Annotated in this window: 16 protein-coding genes and 1 pseudogene; 9 read left to right on the forward strand and 8 right to left on the reverse strand. The window is 62.2% G+C overall.

Going from position 1 to position 22185, the window contains the following annotated elements; translation table 11 throughout:
* Nucleotides 1-56: 56 nt before the first annotated feature.
* The 3 genes and pseudogenes from L6D80_RS13420 to L6D80_RS13430 all read left to right on the forward strand — a co-directional run.
* A pseudogene (locus L6D80_RS13420) lies at nt 57-776 on the forward strand (deoxyguanosinetriphosphate triphosphohydrolase); the annotation flags it as partial.
* Nucleotides 777-1053: 277 nt separating this feature from the next.
* Nucleotides 1054-1674, forward strand: a complete 621-nt coding sequence (locus tag L6D80_RS13425) for a response regulator transcription factor (protein ID WP_054902320.1) — start codon at nt 1054-1056, stop codon at nt 1672-1674.
* Between the two features lie 8 nt (nt 1675-1682).
* Nucleotides 1683-5282 carry an ATP-binding protein gene (locus L6D80_RS13430; RefSeq protein ID WP_054902321.1) on the forward strand — a complete coding sequence of 1200 codons (3600 nt, stop codon included), beginning with the start codon at nt 1683-1685 and terminating at the stop codon, nt 5280-5282.
* 39 nt (nt 5283-5321) lie between these two features.
* Here L6D80_RS13430 and L6D80_RS13435 read toward each other — a convergent pair whose 3' ends face one another.
* Nucleotides 5322-5666, reverse strand: coding sequence for a YggL family protein (locus tag L6D80_RS13435; protein WP_054902322.1), 345 nt, complete (start codon nt 5664-5666; stop codon nt 5322-5324).
* Between the two features lie 186 nt (nt 5667-5852).
* Here L6D80_RS13435 and dacB point away from each other — a divergent pair, with 186 nt between their 5' ends.
* Complete coding sequence (gene dacB / locus L6D80_RS13440) at nt 5853-7316, forward strand: D-alanyl-D-alanine carboxypeptidase/D-alanyl-D-alanine endopeptidase (RefSeq protein WP_054902323.1); 1464 nt, start codon at nt 5853-5855, stop codon at nt 7314-7316.
* Nucleotides 7317-7387: 71 nt separating this feature from the next.
* On the opposite strand, the gene L6D80_RS13445 is transcribed toward dacB, so the two are convergent.
* Nucleotides 7388-9781 (reverse strand): sensor domain-containing diguanylate cyclase, encoded by a 2394-nt coding sequence (locus tag L6D80_RS13445; RefSeq protein ID WP_176514608.1) that lies wholly within the window; start codon nt 9779-9781, stop codon nt 7388-7390.
* A 95-nt stretch (nt 9782-9876) separates the two neighbouring features.
* Nucleotides 9877-12069, reverse strand: a complete 2193-nt coding sequence (gene rlmKL, locus L6D80_RS13450; RefSeq protein WP_054902325.1) for a bifunctional 23S rRNA (guanine(2069)-N(7))-methyltransferase RlmK/23S rRNA (guanine(2445)-N(2))-methyltransferase RlmL — start codon at nt 12067-12069, stop codon at nt 9877-9879.
* A 562-nt stretch (nt 12070-12631) separates the two neighbouring features.
* On the opposite strand from rlmKL, the gene rmf reads away from it, so the two are divergent.
* A complete protein-coding gene (gene rmf, locus L6D80_RS13455; protein ID WP_003248687.1) occupies nt 12632-12847 on the forward strand; it encodes a ribosome modulation factor in 216 nt (71 codons plus the stop codon).
* A 97-nt stretch (nt 12848-12944) separates the two neighbouring features.
* On the opposite strand, the gene L6D80_RS13460 is transcribed toward rmf, so the two are convergent.
* A complete protein-coding gene (locus L6D80_RS13460) occupies nt 12945-13970 on the reverse strand; it encodes a quinone-dependent dihydroorotate dehydrogenase (protein ID WP_054902326.1) in 1026 nt (341 codons plus the stop codon).
* A 141-nt stretch (nt 13971-14111) separates the two neighbouring features.
* Here L6D80_RS13460 and L6D80_RS13465 point away from each other — a divergent pair, with 141 nt between their 5' ends.
* From L6D80_RS13465 to L6D80_RS13480, 4 genes are all read left to right on the forward strand, one after another.
* Nucleotides 14112-15314 carry a CmpA/NrtA family ABC transporter substrate-binding protein gene (locus L6D80_RS13465; RefSeq protein WP_054902327.1) on the forward strand — a complete coding sequence of 401 codons (1203 nt, stop codon included), beginning with the start codon at nt 14112-14114 and terminating at the stop codon, nt 15312-15314.
* 11 nt (nt 15315-15325) lie between these two features.
* Complete coding sequence (locus L6D80_RS13470) at nt 15326-15901, forward strand: ANTAR domain-containing response regulator (RefSeq protein WP_054902381.1); 576 nt, start codon at nt 15326-15328, stop codon at nt 15899-15901.
* Between the two features lie 165 nt (nt 15902-16066).
* Nucleotides 16067-17278 carry a nitrate/nitrite transporter gene (locus L6D80_RS13475; protein WP_176514610.1) on the forward strand — a complete coding sequence of 404 codons (1212 nt, stop codon included), beginning with the start codon at nt 16067-16069 and terminating at the stop codon, nt 17276-17278.
* A 9-nt stretch (nt 17279-17287) separates the two neighbouring features.
* Entirely contained in the window at nt 17288-18952 is a 1665-nt protein-coding gene (locus L6D80_RS13480; protein WP_176514611.1) for a bifunctional protein-serine/threonine kinase/phosphatase, read from the forward strand.
* A 142-nt stretch (nt 18953-19094) separates the two neighbouring features.
* Here L6D80_RS13480 and L6D80_RS13485 read toward each other — a convergent pair whose 3' ends face one another.
* From L6D80_RS13485 to L6D80_RS13500, 4 genes are all read right to left on the reverse strand, one after another.
* On the reverse strand, nt 19095-20129 hold the full coding sequence (locus L6D80_RS13485) for an OmpA family protein (protein WP_054902330.1): 1035 nt from the start codon (nt 20127-20129) through the stop codon (nt 19095-19097).
* Nucleotides 20130-20240: 111 nt separating this feature from the next.
* Nucleotides 20241-20807 carry an RNA polymerase sigma factor SigX gene (sigX, locus tag L6D80_RS13490; RefSeq protein WP_054902331.1) on the reverse strand — a complete coding sequence of 189 codons (567 nt, stop codon included), beginning with the start codon at nt 20805-20807 and terminating at the stop codon, nt 20241-20243.
* A gap of 112 nt (nt 20808-20919) precedes the next feature.
* Nucleotides 20920-21744: a mechanosensitive ion channel family protein gene (locus L6D80_RS13495; protein ID WP_054902332.1), complete on the reverse strand. Its 825-nt coding sequence runs from the start codon at nt 21742-21744 to the stop codon at nt 20920-20922.
* A 2-nt stretch (nt 21745-21746) separates the two neighbouring features.
* A complete protein-coding gene (locus L6D80_RS13500) occupies nt 21747-22010 on the reverse strand; it encodes a hypothetical protein (RefSeq protein ID WP_054902333.1) in 264 nt (87 codons plus the stop codon).
* Between the last annotated feature and the right edge of the window lie 175 nt (nt 22011-22185).

The raw sequence follows: 22185 nt of genomic DNA on the forward strand, positions 1-22185 counted from the left end.
AAACACCTATTTGAAGGTACTCCGCCATCAATATAAGAAATGGTTGTTCAATTACCAAAAGCGGGTTGCCTTTACTGGAGCAGATCGCCCACAAGCTTGGCCTGCCGCTGCTGGAAGAGCAGCGTTGGGCACGCCACCCCCTGGTCTACCTGATGGAGGCAGCAGACGACATCTGCTACGGGCTGATCGACCTGGAAGATGGCCTGGAGATGGAGTTGCTGGAGTACGCCGAAGTAGAAGCACTGCTGCTGGACCTGGTGGGGGATGACCTGCCCGAAACCTACCGTCAGCTCGGCCCTTCGGACTCCCGCCGGCGCAAACTGGCAATCCTGCGGGGCAAGGCCATCGAGCACCTCACCAATGCCGCTGCGGGCGCTTTCGTCGAACAGCAGCAGGCACTGCTCGCCGGGCAACTGAGTGGTGACCTGGTCGAGCACATGCACGGCCCCGCCCAGCGCTGCGTGCTCCAGGCCAAGGCCATGGCACGCAACAAGATCTTCCAGGACAAGCGCAAGACGCTGCATGAAATTGGCGCCTACACCACCCTTGAGATCCTGCTCAACACCTTCTGCGGCGCCGCCCTCGAGCAACATGGCGGGCGCACCCCGTCGTTCAAGAGCCGCCGCGTGCTGGACCTGATCGGCAACAACGCGCCTCACCCTCATGACTCCCTCTACACGGCATTCCTGCGCATGATCGACTTCATCGCCGGCATGACCGACAGCTATGCCAGCGAGATGGCCCGGGAAATGACCGGGCGCTCCAGCCCGACCTGAACTGAGCGATGCCGCATGCCCCGGAGCATGCGGCATCGCTCATTGAAAGAAATTTCCTACACACCTCGTTTACCAACTAAACATCCAAACTAACGTAACCAATAAAAAGTTACCAAAACACCTCTAACACCCTGTTCAAGGGCGGTGCTTCGTGGCTCAAATTGTTATTTCCTGTAAGCCATTTCCCATATACGGCTAATCGTCGTTCCTCGCATCCCGCACGCGTTCCAACTGGGTTAAGGTGCCACTGCCTTTATCCGCCGCAGGGAAGTTGAACATGCACTCCGTATTTATTGTCGATGACCATCCAGTCATCCGTCTGGCTGTTCGTATGTTGCTAGAAAACCAGAACTACAAGGTCGTCGGCGAATCGGACAATGGCGTGGACGCCATGCAGATGATTCGCGAAACGCTTCCGGACCTGGTCATCCTCGACATCAGCATTCCCAAGCTGGACGGCCTTGAGGTGCTCTCCCGCTTCCAGGCCATGGCCCTGCCACTGAAGGTGCTGATTCTCACCGCACAGTCACCAGCGCTGTTTGCCGTGCGCTGCATGCAGTCGGGTGCCGCAGGCTATGTGTGCAAGCAGGAAGACTTGAGCGAACTGCTCAGTGCAATCAAGGCCGTACTAGCCGGTTACAACTATTTTCCCAGCCAGGCTATCCATAATGGCCACGAATCGTCCGACGCCGATCTCAGCCTCTTCCGCCAGGTCAATGATCGCGAACTGATGGTGTTGCAACTTTTCGCCCAGGGGCGAAGCAACAAGGAAATCGCCAAAGGCATGTTTCTGAGCAACAAGACGGTCAGTACATACAAAAAGCGCCTGATGCAAAAACTTCAGGTCGACACGCTGGTCGATCTCATCGAAATGGCCAAACGCAACGCGCTCGTCTGAGGTTTTCAATGGCGCGATTCCTTGCCTGGCTGGCCCTCATGCTGATAGTGGCCAGCGGTGCGCAGGCCACCGAACAGGAGGCTACGCCTTACACACTGCTCGCCCGTTCATCGACCACCCTGTTGCAGCCCCAGTTGAGTGCGCAGCAACGGCAATGGCTGCAGGGCCGTGAATACCTGACCTTGGGCACCTCGGCACCGGACTATGCACCGTTTGACATCACCAGTGGCGGCCGCGACTACCAAGGCCTGACCGCGGAATACGCCAACTTGATCGGCAAAGCCCTGCAACTGCCCATACGGGTTCTGCGCTACCCCAACCGACAAGCCGCTGTTCAGGCCTTAAAAGACGGGCACATCGACCTGCTGGGCAGCGCCAACGGTTTTGAAGCGGCAATCGATGGCCTGGCGCTATCGCACCCCTACGCCGTAGATCAGCCCGTGCTGGTTACCCGCGAGGATGAAAACCGTGCGCTTAACCGCGGCCTGGAAGGCATGCGCCTGGGTATGCTTTATCACTACCTGCCCAACCAGGAAGTCAGCGCGATCTATCCCAAAGCCGAACTGCTGGCCTTCGGCTCTCCAACCCAGGCCCTCAATGCCGTAGCGTTCGGGCAGGCCGATGTGTTCATCGGCGACACCATCTCGACCCACTACCTGCTCAATCGCGGCCACCTGCCACGCCTGCGCATGGCCAGTTTCGGCAAGCACGAAAACGTTGGTTTCAGTTTTGCCATGCGGGCCCAGGACATCCATCTGCGGGCGTTGGTGAACACCACGCTCGAGCGCCAGTCCAGCGCTGTGCGCACCAGCATCTTCAAACGCTGGGGGGCCGGCGGCGACCTGCTGCTGACCGACCGCAAACTGCAGCTGACACAGGAAGAGGCGCAATGGCTGCAGCGCCATCCGGTCATGCAAGTGGCCATCGACGAGACCGCTGCACCGCTGTCCTACTTCGACAGCAATGGCCATTTCCGCGGTATCACCGCCGACCTGCTCGATCTGATCCGCCTGCGTACCGGCCTGCGCTTTGAGGTGCAGCGAGCCAACGGTATCGCCGAGATGATCGCACGCCTGCAAGACGGGCGCGTGAACATGATTGCCGCACTTGCCGTGGACGACATGGGCAACGAGCGCTTGCACCTGAGCCGCCCTTACCTGGAAAGCGCCTATGTGCTGGTGACCCGTGCCGAGACTGCTCAGTACACCTCGCTGGACAAACTGCGGGGCCGCCGCATCGCCGTCACCCGCTACAGCGCGATGGCCAAAATGCTGGCCACCCACTATCCGCAAACCGGCTGGATCGAGACCGAAAGCCCCTTCTATTCCATGGCCCTGCTGAGCAGCGGCGCCGTTGACGCCGTGATAACCACGCTCATCGATGCCAGCCACGCGCTGGCCGGCAATGCCAACCTGGTCATTCGCAATACCGTTGGCATCGAACCTGCCAACTTCGCCATGGCCACGACCGACCAGGCCAGCGCGCTGGCATCGATCCTGGACAAGGCACTGCTGAGCATCTCGCCAGAAGAACTGGGCGTGATCAACAATCGCTGGCGCGGCTACAGCGCGCACGAGGACAACAGCTGGCAGAAGGTTCGCCGGCTGGTCCTGCAGGTGTTGCTGGGCACCGGGCTGCTCCTGCTGTTGGCATTGATCTGGAACGCCCGCCTGCGGCGGCAGATCAAGCAGCGTCAACGCGCCGAACGGGCGCTGAACGATCAATTGGAATTCATGGGCGCGCTGCTCAACGGCACCCCCCACCCGATGTATGTGCGCGACCGCGACGGCTGCCTGAAAAGCTGCAACGCCAGCTACCTGGAAGCGGTTCAGGCAAACCTCGATGAGGTGCTTGGCAAGCGCCTGGAAGATAGCCTGTTCGCGGGCGCCGAAGCCACCCGCCAGATCCATGCTGACTATCTGCAGGTAATGGCCGCCGGCGTACCGCTGATCATCGATCGTCCACTGCGGCTCAAGGACCGCGAGATCACCCTCTACCACTGGATCTTGCCTTACCGGGACTCCCTGGGTGAGGTACAGGGCATCATCGGCGGCTGGATCGACATCAGCGAACGGCGCAAGTTGGTGCAGGAGCTACGCGAAGCCAAGCAACTGGCCGACGACGCCAACCGTGCCAAGAGCACCTTCCTGGCCACCATCAGCCACGAGATCCGCACGCCGATGAACGCCGTCATCGGCATGCTAGAACTTGCAGTCAAACGCGCCAACCAGGGGCAGATCGACCGCACCTCGCTGGAAGTCGCACACCATTCGGCCAAGGACCTCCTGGGCCTGATCGGCGATATTCTGGACATCGTGCGCATCGAGTCCGGCCACCTGTCCCTTGCACCAGAACCGGTTGACCTGGCCAGGCTGGTCGAATCGGTGGGCCGCGTGTTCGATGGTCAGGCGCGGCAGAAAGGCCTGGCGCTGGAGATCATCATCAGCCCCGACGCCCGCTGCCATGCCCTGCTCGACCCACTGCGTTTCAAGCAAGTTTTATCCAACCTGATCAGCAACGCCATCAAGTTCACCGAGCACGGCCAGGTGCGCATCAGCCTGAGCCTGCGCGATGAAGGGCCAGATGCAGCGCCAAGCCTGGAGCTTGAAGTGCGCGACAGCGGCATCGGCATTCACGACGATGACTTGCAGCGCCTGTTCAACCCCTTCGTGCAAGCCAACCCACATAGCCAGGGCGCGCGAGCGGGCACCGGGCTTGGCCTGGCCATCTGCCGCAACCTGTGCGAAATGATGGGCGGCGACCTCAGCATCAAGAGCATGCCGGATTTCGGCACCCAGGTTCGCCTGGTCATGCCGTTGCAATGCGTTGACGCACCGCCGCCGCAGGCACTGGGGGCAGAAGATGTCGAGCGGCCCGATCCGCACCTGAACGTGCTGGTGATCGATGACCACCCGGCCAACCTGCTGCTGATGGAGCAGCAATTGGGTTACCTGGGCCTCACACCCACCAGCGCCAGCGACGGCCGCGAAGGCCTAAGCAAATGGCGCAGCGGGCAATTCGACGTGGTGGTGCTCGATTGCAACATGCCGCACATGAACGGTTACCAACTCGCCGCTGCGGTGCGCGCCGAAGAACGTCAAGGCGCTCGCCCTCGCTGCATCATTCTGGGCTACACCGCCAATGCCCAGCCGGAAGTCAGGCAAAAATGCCTCAGTGTCGGCATGGACGACTGCCTGCTCAAACCCATCAGCCTGCGCACCCTGAGCCAGCGCCTGGCAAGCATTGCCGCCCACCCACAGGAGGCTGACACCTGCCCACTGTTCGACCTGAAGGGCCTGGCCGGCATCGTCGGCAACGACCCCAACGACCGTGACCGGTTTCTCACCGCCCTGCACCTGAGCCTGCAACAGGACCTGGCCCAGCTCATGCGTATGGACCCCGAACATGCGGCACCGGCCATCCACGAACAGGCGCACAAGATCCTCAGCGCAGCACGGATGCTCGAAGCGCGGAACATGATGAAGGCTTGCGAGGCTCTGGAAGAAAGCGGCTTGCCAGCCTCGCAGGTGAAATTGCGACGGCAGGCGTTGGCGCGGCATATGCGCCGCGTAGAGAAAGCCCTGGCCAGGCTGCTGGCCAGGGCTTGAGGAAGCGGCGCGCGGGCGGGCTGCCGCTTCAGGCGTGGATCAGGAAGCCGAGTTGATCGGCTTTTCCGGATACCAGGCGTCCAGCAGCGGGCTGACTTCGATGGTGGTCAGTTCGCTACGGCCTTTGAGCCAGGCTTCGACAGTGGCGCGTTGCTCTTCGCTGACCGAACCACGGTTGGCCAGGCAGACCAGGCCGAAGTCATCGCCGCCGACGTAGTCCAGGCCGTTGGCATCCATGGCTTCAGCCAGGAAGGCGTCGAGGAAGGCATCGATGGCTTCGTCAGACAGGTCTTCCTTGAAACCCAGGTTCAGTTCGAAACCCAGCTCCTGGAATTCATCGACGCACAGCTTTTTGCGCAGACGACGGGAACGGTTGGTAGCCATGAAACAATCCTCTTAAGTAATAACGCGCGGCACTTTAACAGTTTCCGCAGGGCAACGGCGCTTTTCCGTCGAACGTGGCGCATCAGGGCTGCGCTTGGGGCATAATGCGCACTATATTTCGTCGTGGGTCATCATCTCTTACAGCCCCCGTTTCTTTTTCCCTCGTCTGCAGGGTCTTAACCTCCTATGATCAAAACGCTCCGTCCTCTCGTTCTCGCCGGCCTGCTCCTTCCATTCACCCTGTCGAGCCAGGCCGCCGCCGTCAATACCAGCCTGCCACCCAAGGTGCAGCAAGCCCTCAAGGCCAACAAACTGCAGGACACCGCACTGTCGCTGGTGATGCTGCCGCTGGACGGCCCGGGCAATGCCACGGTGTTCAACGCCGATGTATCGGTCAACCCGGCCTCGACCATGAAGCTGGTCACCACCTATGCGGCGCTCGAACTGCTCGGCCCGACCTTTCAGTGGAAGACCGAGTTCTACACCGATGGCACCCTGAGCAACGGCGTGCTCAACGGCAACCTCTACCTCAAAGGTGGTGGCGACCCGAAGTTGAACATGGAGAAGCTCTGGCTGCTGATGCGTGACCTGCGTGCGAACGGGGTGCGTACCGTTACCGGCGACCTGGTGCTGGACCGCAGCCACTTCGTGCAGCCCAACCTGCCGCAGTTCGACGATGATGGCGGCGATGTCAACAAACCCTTCCTGGTCAAACCCGACGCCTTGCTGGTCAACCTCAAGGCCCTGCGCTTTGTCGCCCGCAACGATGGCGGCAAGGTCACCATCGCCGTCGAGCCGCCGATTGCCAACATCCGCATCGACAACCAGGTCAAGGCAGTGGCCTCCAAACAGTGCAGCGGCGACGTGCGCTACAACCCGGTGCCGCAGCCGGACGGCATCAGCGTAGTGGTCAGCGGCCAACTGGGCGATGGCTGCAACTCACAGACCTATCTGTCGCTGCTCGACCACCCGACCTACGCCGCCGGGGCAGTGCGTGCGATCTGGAACGAGCTCGGTGGCAGCATCCAGGGGCGTGACCGCGTCGAGAACGTCCCCAAGAGCGCCCGCCTACTCGCCCGGGCCTTCTCCCCCGACCTGGTGGAGGTCATCCGCGACATCAACAAGTACAGCAACAACACCATGGCCCAGCAGCTGTTCCTCAGCCTGGGTGCACAGTTCCGTACCGACGCCGACGGCGACGACGCCCGTGCGGCCCAACGTGTGGTGCGCCAGTGGCTGGCGAAAAAAGGCATCACCGCGCCGCACCTGGTGATGGAAAACGGTTCAGGCCTGTCACGTGCCGAACGGGTCAGCACCCGCGAAATGGCAGCACTGCTGCAGGCCGCCTGGAAGAGCCCCTACTCGGCCGAGTTCATCAGCTCCATGCCGCTGGTGGGCATGGACGGCACCATGCGCAAGCGCCTCAAACGCACCGCCATGACCGGTGAAGGGCATATCAAGACCGGTACCCTGAACACGGTACGGGCCATTGCCGGCTTCAGCCGTGACAGCAACGGCCATACCTGGGCGGTGGCGGCGATCCTCAACGATCCAAAACCGTGGGGGGCCTCGCAGGTGCTGGACCAGGTACTGCTGGACCTGTATCGCCAGCCGAAAGCCGGTAACAGTACGGCGGCGGTAGCCCCCTGATTTTGACGGGCCAGTACCCGCCTCATCTGCCGGCAAGCCGGCAATGAAGCGGGTACTGGAGCACGCCAACCTCAGCCCGGCTCACCCTCCACGCGGTCCCTGCCCGCCTGCTTCGCCGCGTACACCCCGGCATCGGCCCGCAGCAGCAAGGCGTCGACCCCCTCGCCCGGGCGCCAGCCGGCCACGCCAAAGCTGGCGGTCACCTTGCCTACCCCCTCCACCGGCACGCAGCGTACCCCCTGCCACAACTCCATGGCCAACAACCGCGCCTGTTCGACGCTGCTGGCCGGGCACAGCACAATGAACTCTTCGCCCCCCAGCCGACAGAACACATCGGTGCGCCGCAAGCGCTGCACAATGCGCTGGCACAGGCTGCGCAATACACGGTCGCCCACCGCATGGCCGTGCTGGTCGTTGATCCGTTTGAAATGGTCGACGTCGAGCATGATCACCGCCAAGGCCTGGCCTTCACGCTGGGCACGGTCCAGTTCAACCCTCAGCCGCTCCTGAAAATAGCGCCGGTTATGAATGCCGGTGAGAGAGTCGGTCACCGACAGGGCACGCAAGTCTTCCTCCACACGCTTGAGGTCGGAGATATCGGTCAGGTAGCCATGCCACAAGGTGCTGCCCTGCTCACCGATCTCCGGTGTCGCTTCGCCACGCACCCAGCGCAAGCCCGCACGTGGCAGGCAAACCCGGTACTCCTCGCGCCAGGGCGTAAGGTGTTCGGCCGAGTCCCTTATCGAGCGTCGCACCCGCTCGAGGTCCTCAGGGTGGATACGCTCGAACGCGGCCGAGGCGTCTTCATGCAACTGCTGCAGGTCGATCTCGTAGATGTCGAACAGTCCTTGGCTGGCGTAAGGGAAGCAAGAGTGGCCATCCGCTTGCAGGCAATACTGATAGATACCGCCGGGCACCTCTGCGCTGAGCTTCTCCAGCAACCGGTCACGCAGCTCAAGGGCCTCGTGCACACGGCGCCGCTCAGTGACATCGATGCAAATCGCCAGGTAGCCCACCCACAGCCCCTGCTCGTCAAGCATGGCGGTCACCAGCATGTTGGCCAGCAACTGGCTTGCATCCTTGCGCACCAGTGTCCACTCGCCAGGCTCCGCCCCTTGCGCCTGTATGGTTTCGGCGAACATCGCCTGACCGCCGACGATGGGTCGCCCGTAACGCAGGCTCAAGGCATGGGCGCGCCGCTCGAGCTCTTCGGGCAACACCAGTGCCTCAAGTTGCAGATGGCCAACCGCCTCGCCCATCGAATAGCCCAACATGCGTTCGGCACCGGCATTGAAGGTGCTGACCACGCCTTTGAGGCTGGTCGCGATGATCGCTACCTGTGTGGCCGCATCCAGCACACTACGCAACTGGGCATGCGTTCCGCGCAGCGATTGTTCGCTGATGCGCAGTTCTGCAGTGCGCTGACCGACCAAGGTCAAGGCGCGTTGCCGCTGGCTGAAAAGGCTGTAGAGCAGAGCACTGAGCAGCAGGCTCAGCAAACCGCCGAGCAACCCCACTGCCAGCGCCGCTGAAGAGCGGTTACCCTGCATGAACACCTGGCTTGGACGGATGTCGAGCCGAAACGGGTGGTCAGCCAGTTGCAGCAGTTGTGTGCTGACCAATGCCAGGGGCGCGACCTGGTTCTGTGAATCGAACAGCACTTCATGGCCGTTGCGCCCGCTTGGGTCGGTAATTTGAACCACCAGGTTGTCTTCGGCAGCGGTCGGCAAACCCTCGGTGATCAGTTGGCGCAGGTTCAGCAGCGCCATCACGTAACCTGCTGCCGGGCCATCAGCCTGCGCATCGGAAAATACTGGCGCGACCATCAGCAGCCCACGGGAATAGTCCGCAACCACATTGATCATGTCCAATGGCTCAGACACCGCCATGCTGCCGGGCAGGACGGCACGCTGCAGGGTTTGGTCACGTTTGGCCTGGCCACGCAGGTCCAGCCCGTAGGGCTGCCCCTGCAAGCGGGTAGCCTGGGTGTAGAGCACCGGGAAGTAGTAATCGCGAGGTGGCGCGGCATGCCAGTTGCCCTGGTCATCGAGATCGCGAATCGCATAGGGCTGCCCCAGCCAGGCACTGGCCTGGCGTTCGAACTCGCGCCGCTGGGCGTGCTCGACCCGCGGCGCCCAGGAATAGGCCTGGGTGCGGCGTAACAAGGGCCGGGCATAGCCGTCGAATTCGCGAGGGGTGATTTCATTGGAGAAGCTGAAGTAGCGCCGCAAACCATCGAGGCGCTGCTGCTGATCATCGAAACGCTCGGCTATACGGCTAAAGCGCTCACTGGCCAACAGCTCGAAGCGCTGGCGCAACTGCTGCATGTAGAACGCCTGTGTGGCCAGCGCCAAGGCTACCGACAGCATGCCACCGGCCACCAGTGCCACCAGGGCCACCCCCCAGGCAGCCATCGCCTCGCTGCACAGGCCCAGTACCTTCGCACGCACGCCATACTTCGACATAGATTGATCTCGTCAACGTCAGCGTCCTGCGAACATTCTGGCCCTGTGCTGATTTATAGCTATTGGCCATTAGCCCTGCAACGCAGCTGGTCGTTTCACCGCAATTGCAGGCGCCAGGCGCGGTGGATGCGATTGTTACGGGCAAAGTCCGGGTCCAGGGTCTGGGCGGTGATTTCCTCGACCACATAGCGCGCCTGCAAGTGCTCATCAAGCTGGAACTTGCGGAAGTTGTTGGAAAAATACAGCACCCCTCCGGGCGCCAGGCGTGCCATCGCCAGGTCGAGCAGTTGCACGTGATCGCGCTGAACGTCGAACACCCCTTCCATACGTTTGGAATTGGAGAACGTTGGCGGGTCGATGAAGATCAGGTCATAGCTGTCGCGGTTGGCTTCCAGCCAGGCCATGACATCCCCCTGCTCCAGGCGGTTGCGCTCGGAGAAGCCGTTGAGCGCAAGGTTGCGACGTGCCCAGTCCAGGTAGGTCTTGGACAGATCGACGCTGGTGGTGCTGCGTGCCCCCCCTTTGGCGGCATGCACGCTGGCGGTAGCGGTATAGCAGAACAGATTGAGGAAACGCTTGCCCGCCGCTTCGCGCTGGATGCGCATGCGCATCGGGCGGTGGTCGAGGAACAGCCCGGTATCGAGGTAGTCGGTGAGGTTGACCAGCAGCTTGACGCCACCTTCGTTCACCTCCTGGAAACGCCCCTCGGTGGCCTGGCGTTCATACTGACGGGTGCCACTTTGCCGCTCGCGGCGCTTGAGCACCACACGCTGCGGGTCAATGCCCAACACCTGGGGGATCGCTGCCAACGCATCCAGCAAACGTGACTGGGCCTTTTCCGGATCGATCGAGCGGGGCGCAGCGTACTCCTGCACGTGTACCCAATCCTGGTAGAGGTCGACGGCCAGGGCGTACTCGGGCATGTCAGCATCGTAAAGGCGATAGCAGTCGACCTGTTCCTTGCGCGCCCACTTGCCTAGCTGCTTGAGGTTTTTCTGCAGGCGATTGGCGAACATCTGCGCGCCTTCGGACAGGCGTGCCGGCTCATTGGCCACCGGCACCTGGCGTCGCGTGTCAGTGTGTTCAGCCTGGGCCTCGCGGCGCTCGCCAGTGACGAACTGGTCAGGCTGCACCTTGAACAGCAGCAGCTTGCACGGCAATGCGCCGTTCCAGAACGCATATTGCTTGTGGCTGCGGATGCCCATGCGCTTGCCCAGCTCCGGCGCACCGGTAAACACTGCCGCCTCCCAGCCCATGCACGCCTGGCGCAGGCGTTCGCCGAGGTTCTGGTAGAGGTACAGCAAGCTGGCCTCGTCGCCCAGGCGCTCGCCATACGGCGGGTTGCTGATGACCAGGCCCTTCTGGTTCTGGTCCGGACGTGGTTCGAAACTGGCGACTTCACCCTGGTAGATCTTGACCCAGTCACCCAGGCCGGCGCGCTCGACGTTGTTGCGCCCCGGCTGGATCAGCCGAGGGTCGGCCTCGTAGCCACGGATCCACAGGGGTGGCTTGGCCAGGCCAGCGTGCGCGCGGGCCTGTGCCTGCTCGTGGACCTTGCGCCAGGTGGCCGGCACATGGCCCAGCCAGGCGCTGAACCCCCAACGCTCACGTTTGAGGTTCGGGGCGATGTCGGCAGCCATCATCGCCGCCTCGACCAGGAAGGTGCCCACACCACACATCGGGTCGGCAAGGGCGCCGCCTTCAGCGGCAATGCGTGGCCAGCCGGCGCGGATCAGCACCGCCGCCGCCAGGTTTTCCTTCAGCGGCGCAGCGCCTTGCTGCAGGCGGTAGCCACGCTGGTGCAGGCTATGGCCGGAGAGGTCCAGCGAGAGGATCGCCTCGCCACGGTCCAGCCGCAGGTGCACGCGCACATCGGGGTCGATCTTTTCCACCGATGGGCGCAGGCCTTCGCGGTTGCGCAGTTTGTCGACAATCGCATCCTTGACCTTGAGCGCGCCAAAGTGGGTGTTGTCGATGCCCGAACCATGGCCGCTGAATTCCACGGCCAGGGTCCCGTCGGCGGCCAGGTGGTCAGCCCAATCAACCGCGTGGACGCCATCGTAAAGGTCGTCGGCGTTCTTCATGTTGAAGCGCTTTAGCACCAGCAACACGCGGTTGGCCAGGCGCGACCAGAGGCACAGGCTGTAGGCGGTTTCCATGTCGGCCTCGCCGCGGATGGCCGAGGTGTGCTCACGCACCTCTTCGAGGCCCAGGCCTCTGGCCTCTTCGGCAAGCAGGCCTTCCAGGCCTTTGGGGCAGGTGAGATAGAGTTCGAAACGGTCCGACATGTGTTTTCCAGAGCCTTGGGCTATTAAAGTGACGAGGCGACGCATCGCCCCGCCGATGTTTGCCCGAACGCCCTTCCAGCAAGCGTCCGAGTGGCCGCCGCTGCCAACAGGTGGGCAGCGGACGGTCCGGGCCGCCTGATCGATCCGTGCTCGCCCAGTGGCAGAAACAGCTTAGATCATCAGGCAGTACTAAAAATTTCCGTCGACATCAGGGCGCATGTGACCCTTCGTCGCATTTCAAATTATTTCTGTCATCACGCTGCAGCGCTGGCGAAATGACGTCAAGCGTCAGCAAACCCCGATCATAGCGGCCTCAACAGCAAATAAGGTTGAGTCGCATTTATTTACTTATCCCTTCACCCTCGGAAAGGTTACGTGCTTATGACAAATCGATCATTCCCAGCGTGACTCGCATTCGTTAGAACTGGTCTTAGGCCGCTTCGCAACGAGGCGGCACTTTCAGCCCGCCACGCCGGCAGCGGGCGCACACCGGCAGAACGACTCTGCCCGGCCTCGGAGAGGCCGACGGGACATTACAGTCAACAAGTGAGGGCAACACCCTATGAGAAGACTTAAGCGTGATCCGTTGGAAAGAGCATATTCACGTGGCTACCAATACGGGGTCACCGGCAAATCCCGCGAACTTTGCCCTTTCAATCTTCCTTCAGTTCGCCAAGCCTGGATTAACGGCTGGCGCGAAGGTCGCGGTGATAACTGGGACGGAATGACTGGCACCGCTGGCATCCATAGACTCAACGAAAATCACGCCGTTGGCTGAACGAGGACACTGAATTCGAGTCACCATGCACGCCCCATCCGGGCGGCGGGCTAAGGCCCAGGGGCCCCTTCAAGGGGCCCTTTTTTATGCGTGCGGTTTATCCGCGGGGCATGGCCGCGATCGCATCCACGGCTTCACGGATCAATGCGGGCCCTTTGTAGATGAAGCCCGAATAGATTTGCACCAGGCTGGCGCCGGCAGCAATCTTCTCGGCGGCGTGTCGGCCTTCGGTAATGCCGCCGGCCGCAATGATCGGCAGCTTGCCACCCAGCTCACCTGCCAGCACCTTGACGATATGGGTGCTCTTGCTCAGCACCGGCGCCCCCGACAAACCACCCGCTTCGCCCCCATATGGCAGCCCTTCAACGCCCTCACGGCCCAGGGTGGTGTTGGTAGCGATCACCGCGTCCATCCCCGACGTCATCAGTGCAGCGGCCACCAGTGCGGTTTCCTCGTCGCTCATGTCCGGGGCAATCTTGATCGCCAGCGGTACGCGCTTGCCCTGTTCACCCGCCAACTGCTCGCGGCGCTCGGCCAACGCATCGAGCAACTGCTTGAGCGAGTCGCCGAACTGCAGGCTGCGCAGGCCTGGGGTATTCGGTGAACTGACGTTGACGGTGATGTAACTGGCCTGGGCATAGACCTTGCTCAGGCAGATCAGGTAATCGTCTACCGCGCGCTCGACCGGGGTATCGAAGTTCTTGCCAATGTTGATACCCAGCACACCGTCATAGCGCGAAGCACGTACCCGCTCGAGCAGATGATCGACGCCCAGGTTGTTGAAGCCCATACGGTTGATGATCGCCGTGGCTTCTGGCAGGCGGAACAGCCGCGGCTTGGGGTTGCCCGGTTGCGGTCGCGGGGTGACCGTGCCGATCTCGACGAAACCAAAGCCCAGCTGGGCAAAGCCATCGATGGCCGCGCCATTCTTGTCCAGACCCGCAGCCAGGCCAACCGGGTTGGCAAAGTTCAAGCCCATCACGCTCACCGGCAACGCTGCGGGCTGCTTGCACAGCACACCGTTGAGACCAAGGCGGCCACCGGCGCCGATCAGGTCCAGGGACAGGTCATGGGAGGTTTCCGGAGAAAGCTTGAACAGCAGCTGGCGGGCCAGGGTATACATGGGCGGGCAAGGCTCAGGGGTGAATGAGGCTGCGATTATAGCCAGCGTGCGGCTGGCATGACAGCAAATCCTGGGAGCGCCTTGGCACATGGGTTGCTACATCGCTTGCACAGTGCCTATTCAGTACAGGCGGGGATATTTGTGACTACATCAGCCCTGGCATGGGTAAACGGCAGCGATGCCCCGGAGAAACCCAGCCTCAACATCGGCTTCATGGCCCTGACCGATTGCGCCTCGGTGGTGGTTGCCGCCACCCAGGGCTTCGCCCAGCAACAGGGGCTGTCCCTGACCCTCAAACGCCAAGGTTCATGGGCCGGCCTGCGCGACAAGCTGGCCACTGGCGAACTGGATGCCGCGCACTGCCTGTACGGCCTGGTGTACGCCGTGCACCTGGGCATAGGTGGCGTGCCGGCCAGCGACATGGCGGTGCTGATGGGGCTGAATCAGAACGCCCAGGCCATCAACCTCTCCCCTGCCCTGCAGCGCCAGGGCGTGACCAGCCCTGAAGCACTGGCTCGCCTGGTGCACCAACAAAGCGCACGACTGACCTTCGCACAGACCTTCCCCACCGGCACCCATGCCATGTGGCTGTATTACTGGCTGGCCAGCCAAGGCATTCACCCCTTGCACGATGTCGACAGCGTGGTGGTCCCTCCCGCCCAGATGGCAGCGCACGTTCAGGCCGGGCGAATCGACGGGTTCTGTGTCGGCGAGCCTTGGGCAGCGGCGGCCGTGGCTCAAGGCCAAGGGTTCACCCTGGCCACCAGCCAGACGGTCTGGCCCGACCACCCCGAAAAGGTTCTGGCCAGCGCCCGCGCCTTCGTCGAACAGTACCCCAACAGTGCGCGCGCCCTGGTCAAAGCCATCCTCGCTGCCGGCCGCTTCATCGAACAGAGCCCAGAGAACCGTCGCAGCACCGCGCAGTTGCTCAGCGGCAGCGCTTACCTGGACACCGCCCTGGGCACCATCGAGCCACGCCTGCTCGGCGACTACCAGGATGGGCTGGGCAACCACTGGCACGACCATCACGCCCTGCGCCTGTTCGACCAAGGCCGGGCCAACCTGCCTTACCTGTCCGACGGCATGTGGTTCATGACTCAGTTCCGCCGTTGGGGCCTGCTGCGTGATGACCCCGACTATCTCGGCGTCGCCCGCCAGGTCCAGCAATGGGCCTTGTATCGGGAAGCGGCGCAAGCCCTGGGTGTGCATTGCCCGGACCTGCCGATGCGCAGCAGCCTGTTGATCGATGGTATCCGCTGGGATGGCAGCGACCCGCACGGCTATGCCCGCAGCTTCAGTCTGCATGCGCTGGGCGAACTGCCCGATGCTCGTATCGGTCTGTGAGGGCCATCACCATGCTGCGCATCCTGCTGATCGACGACACCCAGAACAAGCTCGGCCGCCTCAAGGCCGCCCTGCGCGAAGCAGGCTTCGAAGTAATCGAGGCGCCGGACCTGACCATCGACCTGCCCGCCTGCGTCGAATCAGTGCGCCCCGACGTGGTGTTGATCGACACTGACTCCCCCGATCGCGACGTGATGGAACAGGTGGTGCTGGTCAGCCGCGACCAGCCTCGCCCGATCGTGCTGTTTACCGACGAGCATGACCCTGGGGTGATGCGCCAGGCGATCCAGGCGGGTGTCAGCGCGTACATCGTCGAAGGCATCCACGCCGCTCGGCTGCAGCCGATTCTGGATGTCGCCATGGCCCGCTTCGAAAGCGACCAGGCACTCAAGGCGCAGTTGCTGGCGCGCGACCAACAGCTCGCCGAGCGCAAACGCATCGAGCAGGCCAAGGGCTTGCTGATGACGATGAAGGACTGCAACGAAGAGCAGGCCTACACCCTGATGCGCCGGCAGGCCATGAGCCGGCAGCAGAAGTTGATCCAGGTGGCCGATCAGATCATAGCCATGCACGAGATGCTGGGCTGAAGCCCCAGGCGCGCCAGCTTGGCCCAGCTTTTGCTGGATAAAGTGCACCGGTAGCCAACGGCGGTTGCCCACAGACCCTCGACAAAGACGTCGCTCCCCCTCCACGCCAGTGGGTCGGGTAGCGGCGTCTTTTCGTTTCCGTTGCATTGCCCAATGAGGTGTTCGATGAGTACCAGCTTCTGGAAATCCGGGCATGTGCCCACGCTGTTCGCCGCCTTTCTGTATTTCGACCTGAGCTTCATGGTCTGGTACCTGCTCGGCCCCCTGGCGGTGCAGATCGCCACCGATCTGCAACTGAGCGCACAGCAACGGGGCCTGATGGTGGCGACACCGATTCTGGCGGGGGCAGTGCTGCGCTTTGTCATGGGCCTGCTGGTCGACCGTCTTTCGCCCAAGACTGCCGGGCTGATCGGCCAGGTGATCGTTATCGGTGCCCTGGCTGGGGCCTGGTACCTGGGTGTCCATAGCTATGAGCAGGCCCTGTTGCTCGGCGTGTTCCTTGGCGTTGCCGGCGCCTCGTTCGCCGTTTCATTGCCGCTGGCCTCGCAGTGGTACCCGCCACAGCATCAGGGCAAGGCAATGGGCATCGCCGGTGCAGGCAACTCCGGCACCGTTTTTGCCGCCTTGCTGGCGCCTGTGCTGGCCGCAGGTTTCGGCTGGAACAACGTGTTTGGTTTCGCCGTTATCCCCTTGACCCTGACCTTGGCATTGTTCGCCCTGCTCGCGCGCAATGCACCCCATCGGCCAACGCCAAAGGCCATGGCCGATTACCTCAAAGCCCTGGGTGACCGCGACAGCTGGTGGTTCATGTTCTTCTACAGCGTCACCTTCGGCGGCTTCATCGGCCTGGCCAGTGCCCTGCCCGGTTATTTCAGCGACCAGTATGGCCTCAGTCCGATCACTGCCGGCTACTACACGGCTGCCTGTGTCTTCGCCGGCAGCCTGATGCGCCCGTTGGGCGGCGCACTGGCCGATCGCTTCGGCGGTATCCGCACGCTGCTGGGCATGTACAGCATTGCCGCCATCTGCATCGCAGCCGTGGGCTTCCACCTGCCCAGCGCCACCGCAGCACTGGCTTTGTTCGTCAGTGCCATGCTTGGCCTCGGGGCAGGTAACGGCGCGGTGTTCCAGCTGGTACCGCAACGTTTTCGCCTGGAAATCGGTGTGATGACTGGGCTGATCGGCATGGCCGGGGGCATAGGCGGTTTCCTGCTGGCGGCCGGCCTGGGCGCCATCAAGCAGCACACCGGCGATTACCAGTTGGGGCTGTGGCTGTTCGCCAGCCTGGGCCTGCTGGCCTGGTTCGGCCTGCATGGGGTGAAGCGACGCTGGCGTACCACCTGGGGCTCGGCGGCGGTCACTGCGGCCCGAGTATGAGGCCAGGCGATGAGCCTACAACTGAGTTTTGCCCAGGCCAGTGCCACCGGGCCACGTGCAGAGAACCAGGACGCCCTGCGCCTGGTCACCCCGGCGCCAGAGCTTGCCGCCAGCAAGGGCTACCTGTTCGCCCTTGCCGACGGCGTCAGCCAGTGCGCCGATGGCGGCCTGGCAGCACGGGCCAGCCTGCAGGCGCTGGCCATGGACTATTACGCCACACCCGCCACCTGGAGCGTGGCGCAGGCGCTTGATCGGTTGCTGCTGGCACAGAACCGCTGGTTGCGTGCGCAAGGCGACCAACCACTGCTGACCACGCTCAGTGCCCTGGTCCTGCGTGGGCGCCGTTTCACCCTGGCGCATGTCGGCGATTGCCGTGCCTACCGCTGGCACGACGACCGCCTGCAGCGCCTGAGCGAAGACCACGTGTGGGACCAGCCGGGCATGCAGCACGTGCTCAAACGGGCGCTGGGCCTCGATCAACACCTGTTGGTGGATTACCTGGACGGCGAGCTGCAACAGGGCGAATGTTACGTGCTGGTGAGCGACGGCGTCTGGGCCAGCCTGGGCGACCAGCATATCCAGGCGGTGCTACGCGAGCAGCCTGACCTGCAGTTGGCCGCCGACACGCTGGTCGCCAGCGCCCATTACAATGGCAGCCGGGACAATGCCAGCGCCCTGCTGGTACGGGTCGAGCAACTGGGTACAGCCAACCTGGGCGATACCCTGGTGCAACTGCAGCAATGGCCGCTGCCCGGTCTCCTGCGCGACGGCCAAGCGATCGATGGCTGGCAGGTCGAGACACGCCTGGCGCACAGCCGTCAGGCCTTGCTCTACCGCGTGCGCGACAGCCTAGGCCAGCCATGGCTGTTGAAAACCTTGCCGTCCGCTAGCGCGCACCAGCCCGACGCCGCACAAAACCTGTTGCTTGAGGAATGGTTCCTGCGCAGGGTGGCCGGCCGCCATTTCCCCGAGCTGCACACCGCCAGCCAGCGCCAGCACCTGTATTACGTGATGCGTGAGCATAAAGGGCTCACACTCGCAGCCCAGTTTGCCGAACAAGGCCCATTACCGCTGGCTCAATGGCTGGAAGTGGCCCGCCAACTGCTGCAGGCAATCGGCATACTGCACCGGCGCAACCTGCTGCACCGTGACATCAAGCCCGACAACCTGCACCTGGGCAAGGATGGCCAATTGCGCCTGTTGGACTTTGGCCTTGCGTACTGCCCTGGCCTGAGCGAAGACCCACCGCATGCGTTGCCCGGCACACCGTCGTACATTGCTCCGGAAGCTTTCGAAGGCCACCCGCCAAGCCCGCGCCAGGACCTGTATGCGGCAGGTGTCACGCTCTATTACCTGCTGACTGGGCATTACCCCTATGGTGAGGTGGAAGCGTTCCAACGCCCGCGCTTTGGCCAGCCTGTCAATGCCGCGCGCTATCGCCCTGACCTGCCGCAATGGTTGCAGCACAACCTGCAACAAGCTGTGGCGGCGGACCCGCTGCGGCGCTTCGAAACCGCCGAACAGTGGTTGCTGCTGCTCGAACGCGGCGAGCGGCAGGTGCTCAGTCGCCCATTACCACTGCTCGAGCGCGAGCCGCTGAAGATCTGGCGGACCCTGGCCCTGCTGTCGTTACTGCTCAACCTGATACTGCTATTGAGCCTGCTCAAAAGCTGAGTGCACTTGCCAATGAGCAACGCTGGGTGAGCAAGCACTTGCGATTGGTCTGTGCCGCCCCTGGTTCGCTGCGCAACGGCATAAACGCCAGGCAAAGAAAAACCCGGCCGAGGCCGGGTTTTTCATTGAAGCTTCAAACCAATTACTTGGCCTGGGCTTCTACCTGAGCTTCAACGCGACGGTTGATAGCACGGCCTTCTTCGGTGGCGTTGTCAGCAACCGGACGGGTTTCGCCGTAGCCAACCGAGTCAACACGGCTCGACTCTACACCGTACTGCTGGGTCAGAACCTGCTTCACAGCATTGGCACGACGCTCGGACAGCTTCTGGTTGTAAGCGTCTGGGCCAACGGAGTCAGTGTGACCTTCAACCACGGTGGTGGTTTGTGGGTACTGCTTCATGAAGTCAGCCAGGTTCTTGATGTCGCCGTAGCTGTTTGGCTTGACGACCGACTTGTCGAAGTCGAACTTGACGTCCAGCTCAACGCGAACGACTTCGGCAACAGCCGGGCAGCCATCAGCGTCAACGGTAACGTTGGCTGGGGTGTCAGGGCACTTGTCGACGTTGTCGCAAACACCATCGTTGTCGCTGTCGGAGCAGACTTCAGCAACGGGAGCCGGAGCGACTGCCGCTTGCTTCGGGCTACCGCCGAAGTTCAGGCCAACGCCAACGCTCGGGGCCCACTCGGTGTCGCCCTGGTCGATGTTGTACTGAGCTTCAACGCCGGCACGGGCGTAGAACATGTCGGTGATGTACCACTTGGCACCCGCGCCAACGTTGGCGAAGGTGGAGTGGTCACGACCGCCACGGCCGGTCTGGCCCAGGGACTGGTGCGAGAAACCAGCGGAAACGTACGGACGGATGGCGTCGTACGGGTTGTTGAAGTGGTAAACGGCATCCAGGGCAGTGTTCGAGCCCTTGATGTTCTTGCCGTCGTCGCCACGAGCGTTGTGAACTTCGTCGTAGCCCAGACGCAGCTCAACGTCGTCGGTCAGGAAGTAACCGATCGAACCGCCGAACAGGTTGCCGTCGTTCTTGAAGTCGCGCTGGCTGTCGAAGAATTCCTTCTTGTAGAAGATTTCAGTCTCGACGGCGCCTTGACCTTGTGCCATAGCGCCAATCGAAGTGGCGGCTACAAGCGAACCAATGGCCAAGCCCAAGGTGTTTTTCAATTTCATCCGTTAAATCCCCATCTGGTGATAGTTAAGCAGTCCCACCAAAAATCCGGGGGACAACTCGACGGCAAGTCTAGCAGAACTCGCCGGTTGGTTAGAGATATTTCCGATGGACTAAGTTTCATCCATCCCTGCAAATTTCTCTCTAAGCTTGTCTAGCGCGCGCTTGTAGCGCATTTTCGTGGCGCTCAGGCCCATGTGCATGATATCGGCGATTTCCTGGAATTCCAGTTCTGCGACAAATCGCAGCACCAGAATTTCCCGGTCGATCGGGTTCACATGCACCAGCCACTTGTCCAGCCCACCCTTTTCTTCGGGTTTCGGAGCCTTGTCTTCTGACGCCTCCTCAACAGGGTCAAGACTCAAGGCATCCATCAACCGACGTTTGCGACGCTCCTTGCGGTACTGGGTAATGCACTCGTTGTAGGTAATGCTGTAGAGCCAGGTCTTGAACTTGGATTTGCCCTCGAAGTTCTTCAGACCATACAGCACCTTCAGCATCACTTCCTGACAGACATCATCGGCATCCCGGTCGTTCCCCAAATAACGCGCACAGACGTTGAACAGGGTCCGCTGGTAGCGCCGCATGAGTTCCTCATAGGCGCGGGTAACGTGATACAGCTCTTCATGCGAACGCGCCACCAACTCCTCGTCGGTGAGCTCGCGGGGGTCATAACGCATGGGCGGCGAATGCACTTTATTCAAAACGGATCTGGCCGACAGTCAGGTCAATGTCGCCGCTCGGCCCGTGGGTCGATTTTTGCGGCGGCATACATTAACAGCTTTTGTGCGGTTAGCGGCTATTGACGCGCTGCTCGAGCAGCACGCGATTCGACAACGACACCAGTTCGCCATCGTCGGTCAGCAGCGTCGTCTTGACCGTGCCAATCTCCTCAATCTGCCCTTCGACCTCTCCAATCCGCACCTGCTGGCCAACTTGGTAGAGTTCGCGAACGTAGATACCGGCCAGAATCTGCCCGGCAATTTCGCGACTGCCCAGGCCCATGGCAAGCGCAACGGCCAGACCAACGGTAATCAAGCCAATCACGATGACGTGGTTGAGCAGGTCGGTCTTGACCTCCAGCTGGCTGATCGCCACCGAGATGCTGATGATGATGACCAGGCCCTGCGTGATGCGCCCCAGCCCCGCGGAATATTCAAGGCCGATACCTTCGGCGGCACCGCGCACCAGGCCATTGGCCACCTGTGCCAGCAGCACACCCGCCAGCAACACCAGCGCGGCGCCAAACACCTTGGGCAGGTACAGGGCAAGCATGTCGAGGGTCGCCGAGACCCGCTCGAGACCCAGCGATTCAGCGGCCGATACGAGGAATATAAGCAGCACGAACCAATAGACGATCTTGCCGATCAGGGTCGAGATCGGCACCTGGATACCAACGCGGCCAAGCATCTTGGTCAGCCCGGTACCCGCCATCAGGCGATCGAGGCCGAACTTGGCCAGCAGCTTGGACAGCAGTGTATCGAGCAGCTTGGCGACCACGAAACCGAGCAGCACCACGACCAGCGCGCCGAACAGGTTGGGGATGAAGTTCGCCACCTTGGTCCATAGGGCAGTCATGGCAGTGACCAGGCTCTGGGTCCAGAGATCGAGTTCCATATTCAATCGGCCTTATCAGCTTTGCTGCCAGTGGCAGCGTTACGGGCAGAATTGCGGCGCACCGGCGCCACATGCGCCGAGCCATTGTTCACGGCGATCAGCAGCGCCTGGCTCCAGCGGCCAAGCAGGCTGAACAGATCACCCGCGCCGACCTGACGGTTGGCGGTTTTCAGCACGCGACCCAGACAGGCGGCGTCGTCCCGGTCCTTACCGGACGGCGACGCCTTGAGCAGGTCACGCAGGGATTCTTCAAACGGATCGTGCATGTGCACCTCGCGCAGTGTCAGTCAGAGACGAGAGCGCCGGGCGATGGGTCACACATCGCAGTGGGACGAATGTTTCAAGATGGCTCGCACCCCCTCACACCCAGCGCAGCCGCCGGAACAGCCACCACTGCCCCACCGCCAGCCCCAGCACGACGATGCAGGCGAACAGGAAGCC

The organism is Pseudomonas ceruminis, from assembly GCF_021602025.1.
Taxonomy (GTDB): Bacteria; Pseudomonadota; Gammaproteobacteria; order Pseudomonadales; family Pseudomonadaceae; genus Aquipseudomonas; species Aquipseudomonas ceruminis.

Coding starts and splice junctions, on each gene's coding strand:
- L6D80_RS13425 (WP_054902320.1), top strand. CDS start 1,054: ATGCACTCCGTATTTATTGTCGATGACCATCCAGTCATCCGTCTGGCT.
- L6D80_RS13430 (WP_054902321.1), top strand. CDS start 1,683: ATGGCGCGATTCCTTGCCTGGCTGGCCCTCATGCTGATAGTGGCCAGC.
- L6D80_RS13435 (WP_054902322.1), bottom strand. CDS start 5,666: ATGGCTACCAACCGTTCCCGTCGTCTGCGCAAAAAGCTGTGCGTCGAT.
- dacB (WP_054902323.1), top strand. CDS start 5,853: ATGATCAAAACGCTCCGTCCTCTCGTTCTCGCCGGCCTGCTCCTTCCA.
- L6D80_RS13445 (WP_176514608.1), bottom strand. CDS start 9,781: ATGTCGAAGTATGGCGTGCGTGCGAAGGTACTGGGCCTGTGCAGCGAG.
- rlmKL (WP_054902325.1), bottom strand. CDS start 12,069: ATGTCGGACCGTTTCGAACTCTATCTCACCTGCCCCAAAGGCCTGGAA.
- rmf (WP_003248687.1), top strand. CDS start 12,632: ATGAGAAGACTTAAGCGTGATCCGTTGGAAAGAGCATATTCACGTGGC.
- L6D80_RS13460 (WP_054902326.1), bottom strand. CDS start 13,970: ATGTATACCCTGGCCCGCCAGCTGCTGTTCAAGCTTTCTCCGGAAACC.
- L6D80_RS13470 (WP_054902381.1), top strand. CDS start 15,326: ATGCTGCGCATCCTGCTGATCGACGACACCCAGAACAAGCTCGGCCGC.
- L6D80_RS13475 (WP_176514610.1), top strand. CDS start 16,067: ATGAGTACCAGCTTCTGGAAATCCGGGCATGTGCCCACGCTGTTCGCC.
- L6D80_RS13480 (WP_176514611.1), top strand. CDS start 17,288: ATGAGCCTACAACTGAGTTTTGCCCAGGCCAGTGCCACCGGGCCACGT.
- L6D80_RS13485 (WP_054902330.1), bottom strand. CDS start 20,129: ATGAAATTGAAAAACACCTTGGGCTTGGCCATTGGTTCGCTTGTAGCC.
- sigX (WP_054902331.1), bottom strand. CDS start 20,807: ATGCGTTATGACCCCCGCGAGCTCACCGACGAGGAGTTGGTGGCGCGT.
- L6D80_RS13495 (WP_054902332.1), bottom strand. CDS start 21,744: ATGGAACTCGATCTCTGGACCCAGAGCCTGGTCACTGCCATGACTGCC.
- L6D80_RS13500 (WP_054902333.1), bottom strand. CDS start 22,010: ATGCACGATCCGTTTGAAGAATCCCTGCGTGACCTGCTCAAGGCGTCG.